Annotated in this window: 21 protein-coding genes; 10 read left to right on the top strand and 11 right to left on the bottom strand. The window is 66.1% G+C overall.

The genetic code is table 11. The features are described 5' to 3' along the window. Window positions 1-63: 63 nt before the first annotated feature. The 5 genes from R2C4_RS07075 to R2C4_RS07055 all read right to left on the bottom strand — a co-directional run bounded on the left by R2C4_RS07075 (window position 64) and on the right by R2C4_RS07055 (window position 5,773). Window positions 64-1,230, bottom strand: coding sequence for an SPOR domain-containing protein (locus R2C4_RS07075; RefSeq protein WP_058288051.1), 1,167 nt, complete (start codon window positions 1,228-1,230; stop codon window positions 64-66). A gap of 117 nt (window positions 1,231-1,347) precedes the next feature. Then, the gene (gene argS / locus R2C4_RS07070) at window positions 1,348-3,093 is read right to left on the bottom strand and encodes an arginine--tRNA ligase (RefSeq protein ID WP_058288050.1); all 1,746 of its coding nucleotides are present in this window, start codon (window positions 3,091-3,093) and stop codon (window positions 1,348-1,350) included. Window positions 3,094-3,277: 184 nt separating this feature from the next. Further along, window positions 3,278-3,577 carry a YciI family protein gene (locus R2C4_RS07065; RefSeq protein WP_058288171.1) on the bottom strand — a complete coding sequence of 100 codons (300 nt, stop codon included), beginning with the start codon at window positions 3,575-3,577 and terminating at the stop codon, window positions 3,278-3,280. A 274-nt stretch (window positions 3,578-3,851) separates the two neighbouring features. After that, window positions 3,852-4,244, bottom strand: coding sequence for a GFA family protein (locus R2C4_RS07060; protein ID WP_141890109.1), 393 nt, complete (start codon window positions 4,242-4,244; stop codon window positions 3,852-3,854). Between the two features lie 377 nt (window positions 4,245-4,621). Continuing rightward, a complete protein-coding gene (locus tag R2C4_RS07055; RefSeq protein WP_058288048.1) occupies window positions 4,622-5,773 on the bottom strand; it encodes a deoxyguanosinetriphosphate triphosphohydrolase in 1,152 nt (383 codons plus the stop codon). A 90-nt stretch (window positions 5,774-5,863) separates the two neighbouring features. Here R2C4_RS07055 and R2C4_RS07050 point away from each other — a divergent pair, with 90 nt between their 5' ends. Continuing rightward, complete coding sequence (locus tag R2C4_RS07050) at window positions 5,864-6,187, top strand: HesB/IscA family protein (protein WP_058288047.1); 324 nt, start codon at window positions 5,864-5,866, stop codon at window positions 6,185-6,187. Between the two features lie 110 nt (window positions 6,188-6,297). Here R2C4_RS07050 and R2C4_RS07045 read toward each other — a convergent pair whose 3' ends face one another. The 3 genes from R2C4_RS07045 to R2C4_RS07035 all read right to left on the bottom strand — a co-directional run bounded on the left by R2C4_RS07045 (window position 6,298) and on the right by R2C4_RS07035 (window position 8,968). Further along, window positions 6,298-7,209, bottom strand: coding sequence for a DMT family transporter (locus R2C4_RS07045; RefSeq protein WP_141890108.1), 912 nt, complete (start codon window positions 7,207-7,209; stop codon window positions 6,298-6,300). After that, window positions 7,209-8,270: a DUF6902 family protein gene (locus R2C4_RS07040; RefSeq protein ID WP_141890107.1), complete on the bottom strand. Its 1,062-nt coding sequence runs from the start codon at window positions 8,268-8,270 to the stop codon at window positions 7,209-7,211. Before R2C4_RS07040 ends, R2C4_RS07045 begins: the two co-directional genes overlap by 1 nt. 95 nt (window positions 8,271-8,365) lie before the next feature. Next, on the bottom strand, window positions 8,366-8,968 hold the full coding sequence (locus tag R2C4_RS07035) for a DUF6749 family protein (protein ID WP_141890106.1): 603 nt from the start codon (window positions 8,966-8,968) through the stop codon (window positions 8,366-8,368). Window positions 8,969-9,328: 360 nt separating this feature from the next. Here R2C4_RS07035 and xth point away from each other — a divergent pair, with 360 nt between their 5' ends. Continuing rightward, on the top strand, window positions 9,329-10,135 hold the full coding sequence (gene xth, locus R2C4_RS07030) for an exodeoxyribonuclease III (RefSeq protein ID WP_141890105.1): 807 nt from the start codon (window positions 9,329-9,331) through the stop codon (window positions 10,133-10,135). Window positions 10,136-10,255: 120 nt separating this feature from the next. Here the strand turns inward: xth and R2C4_RS07025 are convergent, their stop codons facing one another. Both R2C4_RS07025 and dksA read right to left on the bottom strand, forming a co-directional pair. Next, a complete protein-coding gene (locus tag R2C4_RS07025; RefSeq protein ID WP_141890104.1) occupies window positions 10,256-11,422 on the bottom strand; it encodes an FAD-dependent monooxygenase in 1,167 nt (388 codons plus the stop codon). Between the two features lie 102 nt (window positions 11,423-11,524). Further along, a complete protein-coding gene (gene dksA, locus R2C4_RS07020; protein ID WP_027243706.1) occupies window positions 11,525-11,947 on the bottom strand; it encodes an RNA polymerase-binding protein DksA in 423 nt (140 codons plus the stop codon). Between the two features lie 187 nt (window positions 11,948-12,134). Between dksA and R2C4_RS07015 the strand changes: the two genes are divergently transcribed. From R2C4_RS07015 to R2C4_RS07005, 4 genes are all read left to right on the top strand, one after another. Then, window positions 12,135-12,974 (top strand): AAA family ATPase, encoded by an 840-nt coding sequence (locus R2C4_RS07015; RefSeq protein ID WP_058288042.1) that lies wholly within the window; start codon window positions 12,135-12,137, stop codon window positions 12,972-12,974. Window positions 12,975-13,103: 129 nt separating this feature from the next. After that, window positions 13,104-14,525, top strand: coding sequence for a DUF2927 domain-containing protein (locus R2C4_RS07010; RefSeq protein WP_141890103.1), 1,422 nt, complete (start codon window positions 13,104-13,106; stop codon window positions 14,523-14,525). 33 nt (window positions 14,526-14,558) lie between these two features. After that, the gene (locus R2C4_RS21205; RefSeq protein ID WP_058288041.1) at window positions 14,559-14,726 is read left to right on the top strand and encodes a hypothetical protein; all 168 of its coding nucleotides are present in this window, start codon (window positions 14,559-14,561) and stop codon (window positions 14,724-14,726) included. Window positions 14,727-14,747: 21 nt separating this feature from the next. After that, window positions 14,748-15,932, top strand: coding sequence for a vWA domain-containing protein (locus R2C4_RS07005; protein WP_141890102.1), 1,185 nt, complete (start codon window positions 14,748-14,750; stop codon window positions 15,930-15,932). Window positions 15,933-16,140: 208 nt separating this feature from the next. On the opposite strand, the gene R2C4_RS07000 is transcribed toward R2C4_RS07005, so the two are convergent. After that, entirely contained in the window at window positions 16,141-16,509 is a 369-nt protein-coding gene (locus R2C4_RS07000) for a hypothetical protein (RefSeq protein WP_141890101.1), read from the bottom strand. A 176-nt stretch (window positions 16,510-16,685) separates the two neighbouring features. On the opposite strand from R2C4_RS07000, the gene R2C4_RS06995 reads away from it, so the two are divergent. The 4 genes from R2C4_RS06995 to minE all read left to right on the top strand — a co-directional run bounded on the left by R2C4_RS06995 (window position 16,686) and on the right by minE (window position 20,235). Continuing rightward, entirely contained in the window at window positions 16,686-18,116 is a 1,431-nt protein-coding gene (locus R2C4_RS06995; RefSeq protein WP_141890100.1) for an alkaline phosphatase D family protein, read from the top strand. Window positions 18,117-18,315: 199 nt separating this feature from the next. Further along, the gene (gene minC, locus R2C4_RS06990; RefSeq protein ID WP_058288037.1) at window positions 18,316-19,080 is read left to right on the top strand and encodes a septum site-determining protein MinC; all 765 of its coding nucleotides are present in this window, start codon (window positions 18,316-18,318) and stop codon (window positions 19,078-19,080) included. A 38-nt stretch (window positions 19,081-19,118) separates the two neighbouring features. After that, on the top strand, window positions 19,119-19,967 hold the full coding sequence (gene minD, locus R2C4_RS06985; protein ID WP_008555794.1) for a septum site-determining protein MinD: 849 nt from the start codon (window positions 19,119-19,121) through the stop codon (window positions 19,965-19,967). Between the two features lie 4 nt (window positions 19,968-19,971). Beyond that, a complete protein-coding gene (gene minE, locus R2C4_RS06980; RefSeq protein ID WP_058288035.1) occupies window positions 19,972-20,235 on the top strand; it encodes a cell division topological specificity factor MinE in 264 nt (87 codons plus the stop codon). The last annotated feature ends 176 nt before the right edge of the window (window positions 20,236-20,411 follow it).

The following is a 20,411-nucleotide window of genomic DNA, read 5'->3' as shown; positions in this document are numbered from 1 at the left end:
GGTGCAAAGCGCCCGCCCTGGGGGCGGGTCGGGCGCTGCCCGGCCTTGCGGCCAGGCGGTTCGTTACCGTGTGGTTACCGGAATGCAGTCGGCATTTCCAGCCACCAGCGCAGAGCAGAAGCGGCGGGCATCCGACAGTCCGGCAAAGCCCATCGCCCGCAGGCGGTAGAAGGTGCGGCCGCCGCTTTCGGCGCGCTGGATCACCCGCTGCTTGCCTTCCAGGTAATCGGCAAAGCGGGCATGGATGCGGTCCCATTCGGCGCGCGCGACTTCCGGGCTTTCATAGGCGCCCAGCTGCGCCAGCCGTGTGCCGGCCGGGAGGGTGGCCGGGTCGACATCAACGGCAGCGGCAGGGGCTGCCGGTGCGGCTGCGGCCGGAGCGGGGCTGAACCGTGCGGGCCGGGCCGAGGGCCGCAGCGAGTGCTTGACGCCGGGCGCGTTCAGGACGGCGGGCGACGGCGCTGCCGCGGCCAGGCCAGGCTGCAGCGGTTCCGGCTGCACGATGGCAGGCGCCTGCGCCGAGGCGGGCACCGCAGCCGACAGCGTTTCCGACTCGCGGGCGAGTTCTGCGACCAGCGCGTCGATATCGCCGTTCTGGAAAGAGGCCACCGCGTCCTCGCTGACACCGGGGGCTTCAGCCGCCTCCGGTTCTGCCGGAACGGCCGGCAGCTCCGCCGGGGCGGTTTCCGCGGCCAGCTGCGGCAGCGGTTTGTCGTCCTCGGTTAGCCGGATCGCGGGCGGTGCCAGGGTCAGCCGGTCGGCCGGCGCCTCGGCGCTGCCGCTGGCGGCAACCGCATTCACCGCAAGCCCCTGATGATCCGCCTGGGAGCCGCCCGGATTCGCGGGCTGTTCGCGCATCGGCCCTTCGGCCGCGCGCACCACCGGCACGCCGCTGACATCGCGCATCACCAGCTTGTAGCCCCAGACGCCAATCCCCGCGACCAGCGCAACCGAGGCCGCAGCACCCAGCAGGCTGAGGCTGCGGGAGAATCGCGCCCGCAACCCGGCAGGCGCGGCGTAGGCTGCATACTCCTGCGCGTCATAGCCTTGGCCGTCAGGCTGATACCCGTAGGCCGGATCTTCATAACCGTATGCCGGTTCCGCGCCCGGGCCGGTGTAATGCTGATCGGAGTACTGCTGCCCGTAGGCCCCGCCAGTTGCGGTGTCCTGCCTTTGAACACCACCCTGTATGTAGGCGTGCCCCTGGCCCGCCTGCGCAAAATACGCCATTTTCCGCCTCACTGCCCGGTTTGGCAGCGCCGAAACGGCGCCGCGCCCCAAGTCTCTTCAACTGCCTCACTCCGGCGGTGTGCAATTTTAACCGCAGGGGCTGACGCCCCGTTCTGGTTATCGCATCTCTTCTGCCGGTTTCACGCCAAGAATACCAAGACCAGCCGAAATGACAACGGAAACGGCTTTGGCCAGGGCCAAATTCGCATGTGTTGCCGATTGGCTGCTCTCGTTAACAAATCGTAAACCTTCTTGCGATTTTCCGAGGTGGTACAGCCCGTGCAGCTCCGACGCCAGATCGTAAAGATAGAAGGCCACCCGGTGCGGCTCATGGGTGCGGGCCGCGATTTCCACCAGGCGCGGCCATTCGGCCAGCTTCTTGGCCACCGCCAGCTGCGCCGGATCGGACACCAGGGTGAGGTCGGCGGCGTTGAGCGCCGCATCATCCGCCGCAATCCCCTGCTCCTCTGCCTTGCGCAGGGTCGAGCAGATCCGCGCGTTAGCGTATTGCACGTAGAACACCGGGTTGTCCTTGGACTGCTCCAGCGCCTTGTCGAGGTCGAAATCGAAGCCCTGGTCGTTCTTGCGCGTCAGCAGCATGAAGCGGGTGACGTCCGCGCCGACGGCATCGACCACATCGCGCAGGGTGACAAAGGTCCCTGCCCGCTTGGACATCTTGAATTCCTGGCCGTCCTTGAACAGCTTCACCAGCTGGCACAGCTTGATATCCAGCGGCACCCGGCCATCGGACAGCGCCGACACCGCAGCCTTCATCCGCTTGACATAGCCGCCGTGGTCGGCGCCGAAAATGTCGATCAGCTCGTCAAAGCCGCGTTCCACCTTGTCGTAGTGATAGGCGATGTCGGGCGCGAAATAGGTCCAGGTGCCATCCGATTTCTTCACAGCCCGGTCGACGTCATCGCCGTGATCGGTGGATTTGAACAAGGTCTGCTCGCGCGGTTCCCAGTCGTCGGGCTTCTTGCCCTTCGGCGGCTCCAGCACACCCTGATAGATCAGCCCCTTGGCATCCAGCTCCTTCAGCGCCGCCTCGATCTTGCCGGTGCCGTAGAGAGATTTTTCGGAGTAGAACACATCCATTTCGATGCCGAGCTGGGCCAGATCCTCGCGGATCAGCTGCATCATCGCATCGGTGGCAAATTCACGGACCTCAGCCAGCCAGACCTCTTCGGGCTGGTCGAGATAGGCATCGCCCGCCTTGTCCTTCAGCGCTTGCCCCACCGGCTTCAGATAATCGCCCGGATAGGTGCCATCGGCAAAGGCCACGTCCTGCCCATGTGCTTCCAGATAACGCAGGTAGACAGAGCGCGCCAGAACATCGACCTGGCCGCCGCCGTCGTTGATGTAATACTCGCGGGTGACGTCATAGCCGGCATAGGCCAGCAGTGCCGCCAGCGCATCCCCGAACACCGCGCCGCGGGTGTGCCCCACATGCAGCGGGCCGGTCGGGTTGGCGGAGACATATTCCACGTTCACCCGCTTGCCAGCACCGACGTCCGAGCGGCCGAAATCCGTGCCTGCGTCCAGGACCGATTTCAGCACGCCCTGCCAGATGCCCGGGGCCAGCCGCAGGTTCAGGAAGCCGGGGCCTGCGACCTCTGCGCTCGTGATCCGATCGTCCGCTGCCAGCTTGGCAGCCAGCGCCTCGGCGATGTCGCGCGGCTTCATCTTTGCGGGCTTGGCCAGCACCATCGCCGCATTGGTCGCCATGTCGCCATGGGCGGCATCGCGCGGCGGCTCCACCGCGACATTGGCAAAATCGAGCCCCTCGGGCAGCGCGCCCTCGCCGGTCATGGCGGTCAGGCTGTCGATCACGAGCGAGCGGATATCGGTAAAGAGGTTCATATCTGGCGTCCCAACTGTTCAGCACTGCGGATACCGGGGGCCGCAGGAAGGGTCAACAGGATTGCAGGGGCAGCCCCGGGCCTCAGGCGGGCGGCACCGGAAAATTCAAATTTTCCGGCCATTTTTCCGCGCCGGAAAAATGCGCCGCTGCCGCGGCGCGCCGTCCGGCCTGGCCGTCAGCGGGTCAGGACAGGATGTTCTGCACGGCTGAGGCGGTGCCCCATTCCGTGATCGTGTAGCGGCGCAGGGAGGCGACGTAATACGGGTCCTGCAGGATCAGCCGCTCCACATCCTGGCGGGTTTCGGCCTCCACGTTCCAGATCGCGCCGGGAAAGTCCTGCATCGGCCGCATCGCCAGCGCGCCGCCGATCTGCAACTCGGGCCGCGACCGCACAAAGGCGATATGCGCCTCGCGCCGCTTCCTGTCGCTGCGCACCCGGTCCATTTCCGGCTTGTCCGTGAAGGTGACGGTCCAGCGTGCCATGGCTTGCCCCTTGTTCTGCCTCTCCCAGCGGATAGCGCCGATGCCTTGCGGCATCATAGGGCCAGATCATAGCACGGTTTAAAGCCAATTCGGCGGGGAGAACACAAAGCCCGGCGCAGACCGGCAAGCGGAGGCCGGGCCGGCAAGAACAGCCCGGGCCGCAAACGGCCCGGTCTGTGATTTGAATGGGGATACACGCCCCTGCCCTCAAACCTGCCAACACCGGCAAGGGAGCAGCCCCCGAAACGAACGGCCCCTGCAGATGCCAGAGCTCCTACGCAGGATGCCCCTCCGACTGCTTTGCACCGTCGCAGATTTCGGACCAGCCGGGCTTCTCGCCAACGAACTCATGAAAGCTGTTCCTGACCTCCAGTTCCCCGTCCAGCGCATTTGCGGCGATGGGGAAGGTCTCCTCCTCCGACAGGATCTCCCCCAGGGAGCTGCCGCAGATCCGGCAGAAGCAGCGGCCGTATTTGTAGGGCGGCGCGGGCTGGTACAGCGCCACCTCCTCCCTGCCTTCGATCCAGCGCAGGTCGCCTTTCTTGACAAAGACGATGGTGCTGGCCCCGGCCTTGCGGCAGCGGGAGCAATGGCAGGTGCCCATCAGCGCAGGCTGCGCCAGCAGTTCAAACTTCACCGCACCGCAGCAGCAGCTTCCTTCAATCATTCCGGCAATCCTCAAAGTCAAATAATCTTCCCGAGAACATTACGGGAACATTTTCTCCAGCACAAGCCCGCCGCACGGCGTTGCGCCAAAGCCCGCCTCAGCGCACGCCCTGCTTGCACGGCCTTAACCGGGATCTGCGATGGTTACTTCCGCTGCAGCACATGGCGCGGGTCTGGCACCCCGCGCGCACAGGAGACCAGGACCCCAAAGACCACCTCAACAAAAGGTGCAGGGGCGTCTGACTGACGAAGCTTTTGACCGGACCCGGGGCGCGCTGGCGTTCTGGCCCTATCCTCCGCCCCCGTTGGCGGCGCCGCCTTCTCTACCCCGTCCCTGCACGGCACATGCGAAAGGACAGAAACAGCAGCTGGAAGCCCTCAGACCTCGACCTTCACCCCGATCAGCCGCTCATGCTGCTGCAGGGCAAAGCGGTCGGTCATGCCGGCGATGTAGTCGGACACGATCCGCGCCAGCGCGGTGCGGTCTTCGGCTGCGGCAATGTCGGCCTGCCAGCGCTCCGGCATCTCCAGCGGATTGTCCAGGAAGTACGGAAACAGCGCCTCCACCACCTTGGCCACCTTGGCGCGCTTCTCCATCACCGAGGGCGCCCGGTACATGCGGGTGAACAGGAAAGCGCGGATCTCCTTCAGGTCGCGCCACAAGGGATCGGAGAATTTCACCACCGGATGCCCCAGCGCGCGGACCTCCTCGACGCTCTGCACGCCGCTTTCCGCGAGCAGCAGCCGGGCGGTGTCGATGACATCGCTCACCATCACTCCGAAGAACCGGCGCAGCGCCTCGTGGCGGCGGCGGTTCGGGTCGAGACCGGGGTACAGCGTGTCGACCTGGCCGTAAGCCTTGTCCAGTAGCGGCAGCCGGGCCAGGTCATCGTCGGTGAACAGCTCCGCCCGCAGCGCATCGTGCAGATCGTGGTTGTTATAGGCGATGTCATCGGACAGCGCCGCCACCTGCGCCTCGGCGCTGGCGTGGGTGTGCAGTTCCAGATCGACCTCAGCGTTGCATTCGGCCAGCGCCCAGGGCAGCTCCCCCACCACCGGGCCGTTGTGTTTGGCAATCGCTTCAAGGGTTTCCCAGGTGAGGTTCAAGCCGTCGAACTCGGCATAGTGCCGCTCCAGCCGGGTCACGATGCGGATCGCCTGGGCGTTGTGGTCAAAGCCGCCGTAGGGTTCCATCAGCGCATGCAGCGCGTCCTCGCCGGTGTGGCCGAACGGCGTGTGGCCCAGGTCATGCGCCAGCGCCACCGCCTCGGTCAACTCCTGGTTCAGACCCAGCGCGCCGGCAATGGTGCGGCCCACCTGCCCCACCTCGATCGAATGGGTCAGGCGGGTGCGGTAGTTGTCGCCCTCATGCTCCACAAACACCTGCGTCTTGTGCTTGAGCCTGCGGAAGGCGCTGGCGTGGATGATCCGGTCGCGGTCGCGCTGAAAGGGCGAGCGGAAGGAGCTTTCCTCCTCCGGAACCTGCCGCCCGCGGCTGCGGTCCGGCATCGTGGCATAAGGCGCATGCATATCAAATCTTTTCCCTGGCAAATCTTGCTGCCTGGATGGCACCTTTCTATATAATGACTTGCGCTGCAACATCAGCTTTGGAGAGACCGTATGAACCTGCCCCCGAAAGTCACCGACCGCGCCTTTGCCCGGCTGGCCGAGATCGGCGCCGCGGATCAGGGCCAGGCGCTGCGCGTCGCGGTCGAAGGCGGCGGCTGTTCCGGCTTCCAGTATGAGATCGCGCTGGACCAGGCGAAACCCGATGATCTGGTCTTGGAGGGACAGGGGGAAAAAGTCGTGGTCGACGCCGTGTCGCTGCCGTTCCTGGAGAACGCGGTGATTGATTTCACCGAAGAGCTGATCGGCGCGCGGTTCACCATCGAGAACCCCAACGCCACCTCCAGCTGCGGCTGCGGCACCTCGTTCTCCATGTGATCCCGCCCCTGACGGTATGTTTCCCGGCGCGGGAAACGACCCGGAAAACGCGTGTTTTCCGGGCCTGAAGTGCCGAAAATTCCGGCGCTGTTGGGCGCCCCCAAGCCAGGTCACGGATCGGTTTGCAGCCGTCCCGGATTGCGCAGCCGCGGCATTGCCGGGGCGAACTGGTCCCAGACCAGATAAAGGCCAGAGGCAATGACGATGGCGCCGCCGAAATAGGTGGCAGCGGGCGGAAACTCCCCAAAAAACACCGCGCCGATCACCGCCATCCAGATGAACTGCAAATTCATCAGCGGGGTGACGGCGTAGGAGGCCAGGAGCCGCAGCGCCACCACCAGAAGCCAGCGCGCCCCGAACAGCAGGAAGGCATAGGCCGCGGCCCAGCCCGCATCCGCCAGCGGCATCGGGACCCAGACAAAGGGCAGCTGCACCAGCATCACCAGGCAAAGAGTCAGGTTGGGATAAAAGACCTGAGCCAGCGAATTGCTTTCATAGCGGCCGATAAACCGCGCCAGTGTCATGGAAAATGTGCCGGAAACCGCCGCGGCCAAAGCCACGAGATGGCCCGGCGTGGCGGAGGCGACGCCGCCCGGAAACAGGAACAGCACCCCTGCAAATCCAGCGCCAAGCGCCGCCCAGGCGGCCGGGCGCACCGGCTCCTTCAGCACCAGCCCGGACATGGCGCCCGCCAGCAGCGGCATCAGACCGATGAACACAAACACCTCAGCAAAGGGCAGCAGCCGGAAGGCATAGAAAAAGCACACCGCCGCAACCAGTGTCGCGCCGGAGCGCAGCGCCATCGCCCGCGGGCACTTGGTGCGGAAGCCGCCGCGCACGGCCGGCAGCCGGTCCGCCAGCAGGCAGAAGCCTGCAACCATCGCGCCGGACAGCGCATAGAGCTGGGCCGCGGCGTACTGCCCCGCAAGCAGCTTGGTGATCCCGTCGGCGGAGGCAATCAGCCCGGTGTAGGCAACCACCAGCAGCGCCCCGGCCAGCGCCTGGTTGCGGGAACAGCGCATCACGCCGCCCCTGCGCTGCCCGCGCGGGCAAACCCTTCGAAAAATCCGGCAAACCCGGCACAGCTGCGTTCTGCCGCCAGCAGAATGCGATGCTGCTCCTCGTTCAGCGCCGCCTCGGCGCGCGCTTTCACCGCGCTCCAGCTGGCCCGCGCCGTTCCGGCATCAAACACGGCTTCAGACAGGCTCCTCAAAATGCTCCCTCCCTGCTGCGCCGACACATGCACCGCCCCCAGGGGGACCGGCTGCCGGAAGGCCGGACGGCCGGACAGCAGCATGAGCCAGTTGGTCACAAAATACTCGTGATACGCATCATGAAGTCCACAAAATTCATCTTTAGCGAGCATATAGGCGGAAACCTGCCTGTCGAGCCAAGCCTCCCACGCGGCCGGCGTCTGCTGTCCGGCATAGCGCATGGCAATGCAGATCTCCGCCAGCAGGTCGGCATTCTGGTCGAGAAAGGCTACCAGACCCGCGAATTCGAGGCTGGTCACGGCAGCCGCTGGCAGCCCCGGATCCCGGCGCCCGTACTCGGACAGATAAAACACGATGTGGGTCAGCTCGTAGGCGGCCTTTTTGTTGGGAATGGCGAAGGTCTGCGGGCGGGAGATAAAGCTGCGGAGCCGGTCGTCCAGCCCGTCGTCCCGGAGGGGGATGCCGCGCCGTGCGAGCAGGCGCCGGGCCTCGGCGCGCTGCAGGTCGGACAGCTCCGCCGCGGGCAGCCCCTGGGCGCAAACCCACTGGGCAATCTGCGCCCCGGTCTGCCCCGGCAAGCCCAGATCCTCCAGGTCCAGGCAGATCGACAAGATGAAGCGGTAGTACTGGCGGAAGAAACTGATCTGGCGTGCCGCGCCTTCGTAAAACGGCTGCAAGGGCGCCAGGGCCTCGGCCCTCACATCCGCCCCGGTGCATTCAAGAATGTTCAGCAGCTCCGCATTTTCCTTGAGCCAGAACACATCCTCCTGGCTGCGCCGGCGGGCTGCGAAACCGGCGATCAGCGCCCCTTGCGCATCGGCCCGGGACTGGCGGGCAGCAGGAGAGAAAAACGGGATGATCTGGGCCATGGGAACCTCTTGCGGATGAATGCGGCGCGGCGGCGGCCCCGGAAACCGGAGCCGCTCATGGTCAGGGGCCGGGAGGGAGACCGGCCCCGTTCCGGTCAGCTGCCCGAAGAGAACAGCCGGGTCGCATCGCCAGCGCTGGTGCGCGCCTTCGGTGCCGGTGCGGACCCGGAGGAGAACAGATGCGTGCCGTCGCCTGCGCCGGCCTCTGCCGTTGACGCAGGCGCAGAGCCGGAGGAGAACATTTCCGTCAGATCCCCGGATGCAGTTTCACCCGGCGCCGGGGCGGAGCCGGAAGAAAACATCTCTGTCAGATCGCCCGAGGCAACTTCTGATTGCGCTTGCGGGGCCGACCCCGAGGAAAACAACTGCACCAGATCGCCTGCGGCAGCATCGCCTCGCGCCGCCGGTGCCGATCCCGAGGAGAACATCTCCACCAGATCGCCGGTTGTGGTTCCGCCGCTGGCCAAGGGCGCCGAGCCGGATGAAAACAGACCGGTTTCCCCGCCAGCCCAGCGGTCGGCCCTCTGTGGCAGCGAGCCGGAGGAAAACAGCGTCAAACCCTCTCCTGCCGTCAGATCCGCAGTGCATTCCGGCGCGGAGCCGGAGGAGAACATCTCGGTCGCATCACCCGCAAACAGGCTTGCGCCTGCGGCTGGACGGGTTGCGCGGAAGTCCTTGGTTTTACGCTGAGCAGTCATGTTGGAACCCCATTCGTTAGAGACAAAAGGCTCCTCGACGCTGGCACGGCTGGCGCACAGCGCAAACGAAAAATGCAATCTCACATTGCATTTATTTAAAACCACAACTTTAACTTCGCCTCGCTATTTTTTGCGAATTTTAATTTAATTCGATTAATCCACAAAATACCCACCGCGTTATTCACACGCTCAATTTTGCAAAATAAATATAATCAACCTGAGGGTTATTTTTCATCGGCGCAAAACCTGCCGATTCGGCGGCGCACCGGTGATTCGCGCTGCAGGCGCCGGGCTTGCCCCGGGGCGCCGATTCAGCGATAGATCGGCTTCAAATACCGCAACCTGGGCCGGAGACAAGCCATGAAAATCGCCACCTTCAATATCAATGGCATCAAGGCCCGGGCCCAGGCGCTGCCGGATTGGCTGGATGAGGCGCAGCCGGACGTGGTGGTGCTGCAGGAAATCAAATCGGTGGATGAGGCGTTCCCGCGCGACCTCTTCGAAGACCGCGGATATAATGTGGAGACCCACGGCCAGAAGAGTTTCAACGGGGTGGCGATCCTGTCGAAGCTGCCGCTGGAGGATGTGCGCCGCGGCCTGCCCGGCGACGATAGCGACGAACAGGCGCGCTGGATCGAGGCCACCGTGACGGGCAAGCAGGCGATCCGGATCTGCGGTCTTTACCTGCCCAACGGCAACCCGGTGGAGCTGGAGGCGGACGGCAGCCCGGTGGCGGGCGGAAAATATGCCTATAAACTTGCCTGGATGGAGCGGCTGAAGGCCCGCGCCGAGGCGCTGATGGCCGATGAGATGCCTGCGCTGATGGCGGGCGATTACAACATCATCCCGCAGGCCGAGGATGCCAAGCGGCCGGAGGCCTGGACGGAGGATGCGCTGTTCCGCCCGCAAAGCCGGGCCGCGTTCCAGCGGATCGTCAACCTGGGCTTCACCGAAGCGTTCCGTGCCCGCCATCAGGGGCCGGGGCATTATTCCTTCTGGGACTACCAGGCCGGCGCCTGGAACCGGAATGACGGCATCCGCATCGACCACTTTCTGCTGACACCGCAGGCCGCCGACCTGCTGCTGGACTGCCAGATCGACAAGGACGTGCGCGGCCGCGAAAAGCCGTCCGATCACGTGCCGGTCTGGGTCGAACTGGACATCTAGGCGAACTGGACATCCAGGCCCGGTCCGCGCCGCGCGCCAGCGCGGCGCCCGGCCCAACGGGAGCGGCTCATTTCACAAATGAGCCTGCGACGGGCGGGAGGCCCCCGCCTGCCCCGCCTCTCAGGCGGTGACGTCGTGGCGGTAGATCCAGTCGAATTGGCTGACCATCTTATCGGGCGCGAAACGCCCGCCCAGTTTCAGCACCTGATGCGCAGGCCAGCTGAGCGGTGCGCGCAAGTGGTATTTCCAGGCATTGCGGCTGGCGGCCTGCACGACCTTCTGTGCCCGCACCAGACGGCGCGACTGATACAGTGCCAGACCGGCGCTAACCCCTTCGGCCTCTTGCAGCGCGCGGGCCAGCACCCAGGCATCCTCCAGCGCCAGATTGGCGCCCTGCGCCATGAACGGCAGCGTTGGATGCGCGGCGTCGCCCAGAATGGCGGTGTTTTCGCCCTGCCAGCGGGCTGCGACCGGGTGCCGGAAGAGGCCCCACAGCAGCACCTCCTGCACCGCGTCCAGCAGCGCCGCGGCACTGCCGCCAAAGCCCGCGAAGGCAGCGCGCAGATTGGCCGGGTCGTCCTGCAAGTTCCAGCCTTCCTCGGCCCAGGCGCGGCGCTCCTGCACCGCCACCAGGTTCACCAGGCTGCCATCGCGCAAGGGGTAGGCCACCAGATGCCGCCCCGGCCCCATGAACAGCTGCGCCTCGGGCGGCAGGTTCAGATGGTTGGGCACGGTGGCGCGCCAGGCGACCTGGCCGGTGAAGACCGGTTTGTCCGCGCCATTCAGCGCGGCGCGGGTTTTCGAGTGCAAGCCATCGGCGCCGATCACCAGGTCGCCGCCGCATTGGGCGCCATTGCCAAGGTGCACCACAGGCTGCGGCCCGGGTTCCACCCGCTCCACCTTTTGCAGCAGCCGCACCTGCACGCCCTCGCGGCGCGCGGCACCGGCCAGAATGCCGACCAGATCCGAGCGGTGCACGAAGTAATAGGGCAATCCGGCCGCGTATTCATCGAGGTCCAGCCGCAGCACCTGATTGCCGCGGCGGTGGCCGCGCAGCACAACCGCGCGCGCCCGCTGGGAGCACCAGGCCAGGTCATCGGCCAGCCCCAGCGCCTTCAGCACAGCGACGCCATTCGGGGTGATCTGCAGGCCCGCGCCGACTTCGGAAATCGCCTCGGCCTGCTCCAGAACGGTCACGGCAGCCCCCTGGCGGCGCAGCGCCAGCGCCGCGGTCAGCCCGCCGATCCCGGCGCCGATGACAGTTATTTTCAGGCCTTTGAGTTCCATGGGCTCCTGCAGATTCTCCGCCCGCTCCCAATGAAACAAAAAACGCCGGAGCAAAAGACCCCGGCGTCAACTAATTGTCGGTTTGCCCGCTGCAGACAGCGGTCAGTCGTCGCGGTGAACCTTTTCGCGGCGCTCGTGGCGCTCCTGCGCTTCCAGGCTCATGGTGGCGATCGGGCGCGCATCCAGACGCTTCAGCGAAATCGGATCGCCGGTCACCTCGCAATAGCCGTATTCGCCCTCGTCGATGCGGCGCAGCGCAGAGTCGATCTTGGCGACCAGCTTGCGCTGGCGGTCGCGGGTGCGCAGCTCCAGCGCGCGGTCGGTTTCTTCGCTGGCACGGTCCGCGACATCGGGAATGTTGCGGGTATTGCCCTGCAGCCCTTCAATGGTCTCGCGGCTGTCAGACAGTAGTTCCTGCTTCCAATTCAATAGCTTGCGTCGGAAATACTCAAGCTGCCGTTCGTTCATGAACGGCTCATCTTCGGCCGGTCGGTAGTCGTCCGGCAGAAACACCTCTTGCTTCATTTCGGCTCCTTCGGTCTGGCCCATAATGCTGGTCATAATCGGCACCTGAACATTTTGGCTTCCCCCTCTGCCGCAGCGTTTATCCCTATCGGGAAGGAATGTCACTACACAATAGTGGCGCGGTTTGGTTAAAACCGTGATAAGAACTGGGCGCTGCGGCACCGATCATGACTGGAACAGGAAAGATATGCAATTTCAGGGCACTAAAGAATATGTCGCAACGGATGATTTGAAAGTTGCGGTCAATGCGGCGGTGACACTGGAGCGGCCGCTGCTGGTCAAGGGCGAGCCGGGCACCGGCAAGACCGAGCTGGCCAAGCAGGTTGCAGAGGCCCTCGGGCTGAGGATGATCGAGTGGAACGTGAAGTCCACCACCCGCGCGCAGCAAGGCCTGTATGAATATGATGCCGTCAGCCGCCTGCGCGACAGCCAACTGGGCGACGAGCGCGTGCACGACGTGAAGAACTACATCAGGAAAGGCAAGCTGTGGGAAGCGTTTGAGGCGGACGAGAAAGTCGTCCTGCTGATCGACGAGATCGACAAGGCCGACATCGAGTTCCCCAACGACCTCCTGCAGGAACTCGACAAGATGGAGTTCCACGTCTACGAGACCGGCGAGACGGTCAAGGCGAAGCACCGCCCGATCATGATCATCACCTCCAACAACGAAAAGGAGCTGCCGGACGCCTTTTTGCGCCGCTGCTTCTTCCACTACATCCGGTTCCCGGATGCGGAGACGATGAAGAAGATCGTCGAGGTGCATCACCCCGGCATCAAGGACGCGCTGCTGACCGCGGCGCTGACCCAGTTCTACGAGATCCGCGAAACGCAGGGGCTGAAGAAGAAGCCTTCGACCTCCGAGGTGATTGACTGGCTGAAACTGCTGCTGGCCGAGGATCTGAGCCCTGCGGACATTGCCCGCGGCGGTGCCGATGCGCTGCCCAAGCTGCATGGGGCGCTTTTGAAGAACGAACAGGACGTGCATCTGTTCGAGCGCCTCGCCTTCATGGCCCGCGGGCGGCGCTGACGCCCGCTTGCACCACCCGGCAGGCACCATTTCCGGCGCCTGCCCGTTTCCCTTCTAATTGCTGCCGCATTCCCCTATCAGAAGGGTAAGAGCCGGGCTGACGTGTCCGGGCTGATAGGAGACGCCTGATTGCCTGCTGACGCTGCCCCGGTTTCACACCTGCCTGCCTGCCGTCAGGGCCTGCGCCTGCTGCGGGGCGCTGCCGCGGCAGCGGCGCTGCTGGCGCTGGCCGCCTGCGCCGCCGCCCCGGCACGGGTGGAGGCGCCGACCCGGGCGGCGGCGGCCCCGGCCGCGCTGCCGCCGGTCAAGGTGTTCCCCGCCCGGCGGCCGCAGCCGCCGCAGCGCTCCAACGCCGATATCGCGCGCGATTTCCTTGACCTGCATTTCCGGCTGGAAGGCGGCAGCACCCTGCCCCAGTTCACCCGCTTCGAAGGCCCGATCACCCTGCGGGTGACGGGCAGCCCCGCGCCCGGGTTCAGCCGCGACCTCAACGCGCTCCTGGCGCGGCTGCGGGACGAGGCCGGGATCCCGGTCCGCCGGGTGTCCGGCGACAGTGCCAGCATCACGATCCAGTCGGTCTCCCGCGCCGAGATCCGGCGGGCGCTGCCCAAGGCGGCCTGTTTCGTGGTGCCGAATGTGTCCTCGCTGGCGGAATACCGGCGCAACCGGCGCAGCGCCCGCACCAACTGGTCGCTGCTGCGCAGCCGCGAGCGGCTGGCGGTGTTCATCCCCAATGACGTCAGCCCGCAGGAGGTGCGCGATTGCCTGCATGAGGAACTGGCCCAGGCGCTTGGCCCGCTGAATGACCTGTACCGGCTGCCGGATTCGATCTTCAATGACGACAACGTCCACGCGGTGCTGACCGGCTTTGACATGCTGATCCTGCGCGCCACCTATGCGCCCGAGCTGCGCACCGGCATGAGCCGGGCCGAAGTGGCGGAGCGGCTGCCGGCGGTTCTGGCGCGGCTTAATCCGGGCGGTGCCGGCACGGCCGCCGTCTGGCTGCCGGAAACGCCGCGGGCCTGGATCACCGCCTATGAGCAGGCGCTGGGGCCAAGCGCCTCGCCGCGGGAGCGGCTGCGGGCCGCCAACCGGGCTGCGGAGATCGCCCGCAGCCTGGGCTGGCAGGACCACCGCCGCGCCCTGAGCCATTACACCCTGGGCCGGATGCTGCATGTGCGCGAGCCAGAGCTGGCGCTGCGGCATTTCCACACCGCGATGAGCTATCTGCAGGGCCTGCCCGGCACCCGGATGCACCAGGCCAAGCTGACGGTGCAGTTGGCCGCCTATGAGATTGCCACCGGCAACGGGGCGGCGGCGCTGGCGCGGCTGGGGCCGGCGGCGGACACTGCGGCCGCGCATGAGAACGCGGCGCTGCTGTCGACGCTGCTGATGCTGCAGGCGGAGGCGCTGGAGCTGGAGGGCCGCAGCATCGAGGCCCGCCGGGTCAGGCTGGACAGCCTGGGATGGGCAAGGTACGGCTTTGGCCCGGATTGGGTGGTCGAGGCGCGGCTGGAGGAAATCGCCGCGCTGCGCCCCTCTGCCCCCTGATCCGGCAGTGACAGAACAGAAACGGATAGAGACATGATCGTAATTGCCGGCTTGGTGCTGGGCGCCCTTATTGGCGCAATGAAGGCCCGCAAACGTGGCGGCAACACCCTGGACATGCTGCAATACGGGGCTGTCTATGCCATCGTTTTTGGTATTCTCGGCCTGCTGGCAACCATCGTGACCCACCGGGTGCTGGCGTAACCCGAGCCGGAGGCCCCCGCGATGTTCCAGCCCTTCTTTGAAAACCTGCGCAAGGCGTCCATTCCGGTCTCCCTGCGCGAGTACCTGACGTTCCTGGAGGGGATGAAGGCAGGGCTGGCCACCTATGACATCGAGGCCTTCTACTTTCTCGCCCGCGCCGCGATGGTGAAGGACGAGCGCAACATCGACAAGTTCGACCGCGCCTTTGCCGCCACTTTCGAAGGGCTGGAGGCGATCCCCGCCGAAGCCGTGATGGAAGCCGTCGACATCCCGGAAGAGTGGCTGCGCAAGATGGCGGAAAAGCATCTGAGCGCGGAAGAGAAGGCCGAGATCGAGGCGCTTGGCGGTTTTGACAAGCTTATGGAGACGCTCAAGGATCGCCTCAAGGAACAGCAGGGCCGCCACCAGGGCGGCAATAAATGGATCGGCACCGCGGGCACCTCGCCCTTTGGCGCCTATGGCTATAACCCCGAGGGGGTGCGCATCGGGCAGGAAAAGAGCCGGCACCAGCGCGCGGTCAAGGTCTGGGACAAGCGCGAGTTCAAGAACCTCGACGGCGATGTCGAGCTGGGCACCCGCAACATCAAGGTGGCCCTGAAACGCCTGCGCCGCTGGGTCCGCCAGGGCGCACATGAGGAGCTGGATCTGGACAATACGATCCGTTCCACCGCCGAGCACGGCTATCTGGACGTGAAGACCCGGCCGGAGCGGCACAATGCGGTGAAGGTGCTGTTGTTCCTGGACGCGGGCGGCTCGATGGATCCGCATATCCAGGTGGTGGAGGAGCTGTTTTCAGCCGCGCGGGCCGAGTTCAAGCATCTGGAATACTACTACTTCCACAACTGCCTCTATGAGGGCGTCTGGCGCGACAACCGCCGCCGCTGGAACGAAAAGATCCCCACCCACGAGGTGCTGCGCACCTACGGGCCGGACTACAAGTGCATCTTCGTGGGCGATGCCTCGATGTCGCCTTATGAGATTGCCTATCCCGGCGGCGCCAATGAGCATTGGAACGAGGAAGCGGGCCAGGTCTGGCTGCAGCGCGCGCGCGACGCCTGGGCGGCGAACCTGTGGATCAACCCGGTGCCGGAGAAATACTGGGACTACACCCATTCGATCGGCATGATCCGCGATATCTTTGAGGACCGGATGGTTCCGATGACCCTGGACGGGCTGGAACGCGGGATGCGCGAGCTGTCGCGGTGAAGGATTTGTGACAGACCGGGAAGCGCTCCCGCGCCTGCAGGTGCCGCGGCTGACGCCGCCGCCCCTTGGCAGCCTTGGGCATGGCATCCTGCCCGCCGGGCAGGATGCGCGCCGGACCAACCGGTCCGGCGCCGGGCCCAACCGGAAGGCCGGCATTTTCAATGCAGGCCGCACGGGCGGGAGCGCCGCCTGCCCCCGCGCGCTGCGGCTAGCCGCCCCACAGGCCCCATGCGCCCAAGGCCGCAACCGGCACGAACAGCCAGCCTTGCGGCAGCAGGCCGTATTTCACCCTGCGCAGCGGCGGCATCAGGAGGCCTGTCGCCGCCATCACCGCTGCCATGCTTGTTCCGGCCAGGGCCATCTCGGCCGAGCCGCGGGCACCTGCAAAGAGAAACACAGCCATAAGGCCCAGGCAGCCGGTCACCAGATGCCAGCATAACAAGGTGGTCTCACGCACCGCATCCGGAAGCTGCCGGTCCCGCGCCAGCGGCGCTGCGCATTCCCGGCCGCCGATGATGGCATGAACACCCGTCCACAGCGCGGCCAGCAGGGATGCCGCAAGTAAAGCCCATTGCATTCTAAGCCTCCTGAACAATGAAGAAATCCGCCCCCCTGGCAGGCGGCCCGGCACATCTTGACCATGCCCTTCTGCGCAGCGCCAGCGCAATTCAGCCGCAGTGCGGGCAAATATCCCGCCGCATTCCCCCGCAGCGGTTGATTGCGCGGGCCGCCGCACCTAGGTCCTGTTGCTGTATGAGCAGCAGCACCCCGATCACCGGCCCCATCCTGATCCTCGACGATCTGCGCGATGGCCAGATGCAGCTTGCGGCGCTGTTTATCGCGCCCAAGGGTCTGCCTGTGCCGCCTGTTTCTGCCGGCGGCATGAACCTTCAGCCCGAGCGGCTGGCGGACTACGCAAACGTCTCGGTGCTGCGCGTGCGCTTCGCGCTGCCTGCGGACCGGCCCTCCTCCTACCAGTGGGACGGCGCGCGGTATGAAGTCGCGGGCGGGTTCGGCGGGGACATGCGGATCGCCTATGCCTCCTGCAACGGCGAGGAGAACGGCGACCTGGACCGCGACGGGGCTGAGCGCAACGCCATGTGGGCGCGGATGGGCGCGGAACATCAAAAGCGCCCCTTCTCGCTGCTGCTGCATGGCGGCGACCAGGTCTATGCCGATGAGGTCACGCAGGGCCACCGGCTCAGCAGCGGCTGGCCGGACAAACTGCCCAGCGACCCCTCGCGGGAGGATCTGGCCAGCCTGCGCCAGCATCTGCGGGAAGGCTTTCTGCGCCGCTACCTGGCGGTTTACAGCGCGCCGGAGCTTGCGTGGCTCGCGGCTCGCGTGCCCTCGCTGATGCAATGGGACGACCATGACATCTGCGATGGATGGGGGAGCTTGCGGCGCTCCAGCACCTATTCGCCAGTGGGCCAGACGCTGTTTGCGATGGCCCGCGAGGCGGCGCTGCTGTTTCAGCACGGCTGCTGCGACGGCGACCTGCCCGCGCGGTTTGCGGACCCCGAAGGCACCCATCTGGGCTGGCGCATCGAGGCCCCGGGGCTGCGGCTGCTGGCGCCCGACCTTCGCTCGGAGCGCAGCCGCCGCCGGGTGATGGCGCGCGGCGGCTGGCAGATGATGAAAGCCGAGGTGAAACGGGAGGCACCGGGGCAGACCTTCCTGCTGTCCAGCGTGCCCCTGCTGGGGCCGCGGCTGTCGCTGCTGGAGCTGCTGATGGTGCTCACCCCGCGGATGCAGGAATATGAGGACGACTTGCGCGACCAATGGCAAAGCCGGGCGCATCGGGCCTCCTGGCGGCGGATGCTGCGGATGGCGCGCGATATCGCCGCGCTGGACGGCCAGAAGATCGCTGCCGTGTCCGGCGAGATCCACCTGGCCGCGCGCGGCGAGATGCCGCTGGGCGATGGCAAGATGCTGCACCAGCTGGTGGCTTCGGGCATTTCCCACCGGGCGCCGCCCAGGGCCTGGGCGCGGGTCTTGGGGATGCTGTCCTGGCTGGGCGATGCGCCCCTGCCCGGCCACCCTGTCCGCATCCGCAAGATCCCCGGCCAGGCCGGGCGCTATGCGGCGGAGCGGAACTATCTGATCCTGGAGCGGCAGGACACGCAGTGGGCCGCAATCTGGGACCTGGAAACCTCAGGCCAGTCCGCGCCGCTGCCGCTTTAGCCGCCGCCAGCCGCGGGCTGGCAACGGTTTTCTGCGCAACCGGAAGCAGCCCGCGTGCGGAAATCCGCCGGTGCCTGCGGCATCCGGCGCATGTCCGCCGAAGCCGCCGTTCCCCGGTTGAACGGGCCGCGCTCCAAACGCTACCCAAGAGGAAAAGAAGCCGCGGACCAAAGCCGCATTCCCCGAGCAGGAGCATCGCGTGAGCGTGCCGCATCAAGACATACCCCCCCGTGGCGGCGCCCCCGCCGCTGCCGTGAAGCCTTTCCAGATTCGCGGGCGGTATTTTACCGCTGTTGCGCTGCGCCCGGAAGACGGGCCGCTGGACCAGGCCTTCTACGCGGCACTGGACGCGCAGCTTCGCTGGAACCCCCATTTCTTTGACGGCGCGCCGCTGATCCTGGATCTGGCGCAGGCGCCCGGCCTGTCCCGCCCGGCCGAGCTGCGGGCACTGACGGACTGCTTGCGCAGCCGCGGGCTGGCGGTGTTCGGGGTCCAGAATGCCACGCCGGAACAGATCTCCGCGGCTGAGGACGCCGGGCTGATCACCATTGCCAGCGGCAAGGATGCGCCGCTCAACATGGAAGGCAGCACCAGGCCCGGTCCCCGCCGCGAACTCCCCAAGAAACTCAGGCCGCCGGAAAACCGGCTGATCACCCAGCCGGTGCGCTCTGGCCAGACGGTGGTGGCCGAAGGCGGCGATCTGGTGGTGGTCGGGCCGGTCAGTTCGGGCGCCGAACTGATCGCGCGCGGCAGCATCCATGTCTATGGCCGGCTGCGCGGCCGGGCGATGGCCGGCGCCGAGGGCGACGAGACTGCCCGGATCTTCTGCCACAGCCTGGACGCCGAGCTGCTGGCGGTCGCCGGGCTGTACCGGACGAGCGAGAATTTGGAGCCGGAGCTGCTGAACCGCCCGGTGCAGGTATTCCTGCAGGACGAGCGGCTGTGTGTGGAAGCCTTGGGATGAAGGCTGTAAAGAGGGCTGGAATGAGAGAGGCAGGACGAATGAGCAAGGACCTGAAACTGGAAGAGCCGCTGGGCCGGGTGATTGTTGTCACCTCGGGCAAGGGCGGTGTCGGCAAGACCACAACTTCGGCGGCAGTGGGCGCCGAGCTGGCCCGGCGCGGCCACAAGACGGTGGTAATCGACTTCGACGTCGGTTTGCGCAACCTGGACATGATCATGGGCTGCGAGCGCCGGGTGGTGTTCGACTTCATCAACGTGATCCAGGGCGACGCCAAGCTGAAGCAGGCGCTGATCCGCGACCGGCGGCTGGAAACCCTGTCGGTGCTGCCCACCTCGCAGACCCGCGACAAGGATGCGCTGACCAAGGAAGGCGTTGAACGGGTTCTGGACGAGCTGCGCCAGGAATTCGACTATATCATCTGCGACAGCCCGGCAGGGATCGAGCGCGGCGCCCAGATGGCGATGCATTTTGCCGATGAGGCGATTGTGGTCACCAACCCCGAGGTCTCCTCTGTCCGCGACAGCGACCGGGTGCTGGGGCTGCTGAACAGCATCACCGAACGCGCCAGCAAGGCCGGCGCAGAGCCGGTGAAGGCGCAGGTGCTGATCACCCGCCACGACAAATCCCGCATCGAGAGCGGCGAGATGATGACGGTAGAGGATGTGCTGGAGGTTCTGGCGGTGCCGCTGCTGGGCATCATCCCCGAAAGCCCGGCGGTGCTGCGCGCCTCCAACCTGGGCGTGCCGGTGGTGCTGGACGACCCCTCGGCGGCGGCGGCGGCCTATGAGGACGCAGTGGGCCGGCTGATCGGCGAGCAGATCGAGATGCGGATTGCCGCGGACCCCCGTCGCGGCCTGTTGCAGCGCCTGTTCCGCCGGGCGGTGTAAGCGGATGTTCGGATTTTCCCTTCGCCCCCGCAAAGCCTCTGCCAGCACGGCCAAGGAGCGGCTGCAGATCCTGCTGGCGCATGAGCGCAGCGGCAGCGGCGGCGCCCGCCCCGACTGCCTGCCGCAACTGCAGCGCGAAATCCTGGAAGTGATCCGCCGCCACATGCAGATCGGCGACGAGGCGATCGACATCCGCATGGAGCGCGGCGACGAGCTGTCGAGCCTGGAGATCAACATAGAGTTCCCAGGCAAGCTGGGTGTGAATTAGGGCCGGGACCCTGGGGGCTGCCAGGCGGCGGCCTCTGCATTCTGACCGCGGGGCTGCCAAACGGCGGCCCCGGGCATTTTACGAAAATCGGGCGCAGAGACCCCGCCCCTATCCTGCGCCGGGTAAGGGCAGGTTAATCCTGTCCGCTTAGTCATGGTCCTTCCGCATTTTACTGC

Source organism: Leisingera aquaemixtae, from assembly GCF_006740765.1.
In the GTDB taxonomy this organism is placed as follows: domain Bacteria; phylum Pseudomonadota; class Alphaproteobacteria; order Rhodobacterales; family Rhodobacteraceae; genus Leisingera; species Leisingera aquaemixtae.
This window is presented reverse-complemented; position numbering and strand designations above follow the sequence as displayed.